This is a genomic window from Aeromonas sp. R10-1 (genome assembly GCF_040908465.1).
In the GTDB taxonomy this organism is placed as follows: domain Bacteria; phylum Pseudomonadota; class Gammaproteobacteria; order Enterobacterales; family Aeromonadaceae; genus Aeromonas; species Aeromonas caviae.
In genome coordinates this window covers 1-3,065 of the sequence record NZ_JBFODT010000008.1, presented here as the reverse complement: position 1 = coordinate 3,065, position 3,065 = coordinate 1, and the positions used below count along the sequence as shown (strand labels likewise).

The window sequence follows — 3,065 nt, the reverse complement described above, 5'->3', positions numbered from 1 at the left end:
GAACACTTCTTGGGTGTTGTATGGTTAAGCCTCACGGGTAATTAGTATGGGTTAGCTCAACGTATCGCTACGCTTACACACCCCACCTATCAACGTTGTGGTCTCCAACGGCCCTTTAGGACCCTCAAGGGGTCAGGGATGACTCATCTCAGGGCTCGCTTCCCGCTTAGATGCTTTCAGCGGTTATCGATTCCGAACTTAGCTACCGGGCAGTGCCACTGGCGTGACAACCCGAACACCAGAGGTTCGTTCACTCCGGTCCTCTCGTACTAGGAGCAACTCCCTTCAATCATCCAACGCCCACGGCAGATAGGGACCGAACTGTCTCACGACGTTCTGAACCCAGCTCGCGTACCACTTTAAATGGCGAACAGCCATACCCTTGGGACCGACTTCAGCCCCAGGATGTGATGAGCCGACATCGAGGTGCCAAACACCGCCGTCGATATGAACTCTTGGGCGGTATCAGCCTGTTATCCCCGGAGTACCTTTTATCCGTTGAGCGATGGCCCTTCCATTCAGAACCACCGGATCACTATGACCTACTTTCGTACCTGCTCGACCTGTCCGTCTCGCAGTTAAGCTGGCTTATGCCATTGCACTAACCTCCTGATGTCCGACCAGGATTAGCCAACCTTCGTGCTCCTCCGTTACTCTTTGGGAGGAGACCGCCCCAGTCAAACTACCCACCAGGCACTGTCCGCGAGCCCGATTCAGGGCCCTGCGTTAGAACATCAAACATACAAGGGTGGTATTTCAAGGACGGCTCCAGCGCAACTGGCGTCACGCCTTCAAAGCCTCCCACCTATCCTACACATGTAGGTTCAATGTTCAGTGCCAAGCTGTAGTAAAGGTTCACGGGGTCTTTCCGTCTAGCCGCGGGTACACCGCATCTTCACGGCGAATTCGATTTCACTGAGTCTCGGGTGGAGACAGCATGGCCATGGTTACACCATTCGTGCAGGTCGGAACTTACCCGACAAGGAATTTCGCTACCTTAGGACCGTTATAGTTACGGCCGCCGTTTACCGGGGCTTCGATCAAGAGCTTCGCTTGCGCTAACCCCATCAATTAACCTTCCGGCACCGGGCAGGTGTCACACCCTATACGTCCACTTTCGTGTTTGCAGAGTGCTGTGTTTTTGATAAACAGTCCCAGCCATCTGGTCACTGCGACTCCCGACAGCTCCATCCGCAAGGGACTTCACCATCAAGAGCGAACCTTCTCCCGAAGTTACGGTTCTATTTTGCCTAGTTCCTTCACCCGAGTTCTCTCAAGCGCCTTGGTATTCTCTACCCGACCACCTGTGTCGGTTTGGGGTACGATGACTTGTAATCTGAAGCTTAGAGGCTTTTCCTGGAAGCAGGGCATCAATGGCTTCCGCACCGTGGTGCGTTCGTCTCGTGTCTCAGTGTTGTGTCTCCGGATTTGCCTAAAAACACCACCTACGCACTTTCACCAGGACAACCGTCGCCTGGCCCACCTAGCCTTCTCCGTCCCCCCATCGCAATTACAAGTCGTGCAGGAATATTAACCTGCTTCCCATCGATTACGCCTTTCGGCCTCACCTTAGGGGTCGACTCACCCTGCCCCGATTAACGTTGGACAGGAACCCTTGGTCTTCCGGCGAGGAGGCTTTTCACCCCCTTTATCGTTACTTACGTCAGCATTCGCACTTCTGATATCTCCAGCATACCTCTCGATACACCTTCGCAGACTTACAGAACGCTCCCCTACCACTCACGCTTAGCGTGAATCCGCGGCTTCGGTGCCTGGTTTGAGCCCCGTTACATCTTCCGCGCAGGCCGACTCGACTAGTGAGCTATTACGCTTTCTTTAAATGATGGCTGCTTCTAAGCCAACATCCTAGCTGTCTGAGCCTTCCCACATCGTTTCCCACTTAACCAGAACTTTGGGACCTTAGCCGGCGGTCTGGGTTGTTTCCCTCTTCACGACGGACGTTAGCACCCGCCGTGTGTCTCCCGGATATTACTTACTGGTATTCGGAGTTTGCATGGGGTTGGTAAGTCGGGATGACCCCCTAGCCCAAACAGTGCTCTACCCCCAGTAGTATTCGTCCGAGGCGCTACCTAAATAGCTTTCGGGGAGAACCAGCTATCTCCGAGTTTGATTGGCCTTTCACCCCCAGCCACAGGTCATCCCCTAACTTTGCAACGTTAGTGGGTTCGGTCCTCCAGTTGATGTTACTCAACCTTCAACCTGCCCATGGCTAGATCACCCGGTTTCGGGTCTACACCTTGCAACTAGACGCCCAGTTAAGACTCGGTTTCCCTACGGCTCCCCTATACGGTTAACCTCGCTACAAAATGTAAGTCGCTGACCCATTATACAAAAGGTACGCAGTCACCCCGAAGGGCTCCCACTGCTTGTACGTACACGGTTTCAGGTTCTATTTCACTCCCCTCACAGGGGTTCTTTTCGCCTTTCCCTCACGGTACTGGTTCACTATCGGTCAGTCAGGAGTATTTAGCCTTGGAGGATGGTCCCCCCATATTCAGACAGGATGTCACGTGTCCCGCCCTACTCGATTTCACATCAAGGTTGTTTTCGTGTACGGGGCTATCACCCTGTATCGCCGGCCTTTCCAGGACCGTTCCACTAACTTCCAAGATGCTTAAGGGCTAATCCCCGTTCGCTCGCCGCTACTGAGGGAATCTCGGTTGATTTCTTTTCCTCGGGGTACTTAGATGTTTCAGTTCTCCCGGTTCGCCTCGCTACGCTATGTATTCACGTAGCGATACCTAGCTTATGCTAAGTGGGTTTCCCCATTCGGAAATCCGTGAGTCGTAATGTCTCTTACCGACTGCTCACGGCTTATCGCAGGTTAGTACGTCCTTCATCGCCTCTGACTGCCAAGGCATCCACCATGTACGCTTAGTCACTTAACCATACAACCCCAAGAAGTGTCGGTGAAACCGGCACAGCTTGTTGTCGTACAACAAGGACCAAATAAAATTTGGTTTTCGCCAAGAAGTTTCCAAAGCACTTGTAACAAATGTTTGAGAACTACTTTTTAAATCAGCTTTCCAGATTGTTAAAGAGCA

Annotated in this window: 1 rRNA gene; it reads right to left on the bottom strand. The window is 52.6% G+C overall.

The annotated features are described in order from the left end of the window. Positions 1-20: 20 nt before the first annotated feature. A 23S ribosomal RNA gene (locus AB5Y93_RS04190) occupies positions 21-2,909 on the bottom strand. Positions 2,910-3,065 lie beyond the last annotated feature (156 nt).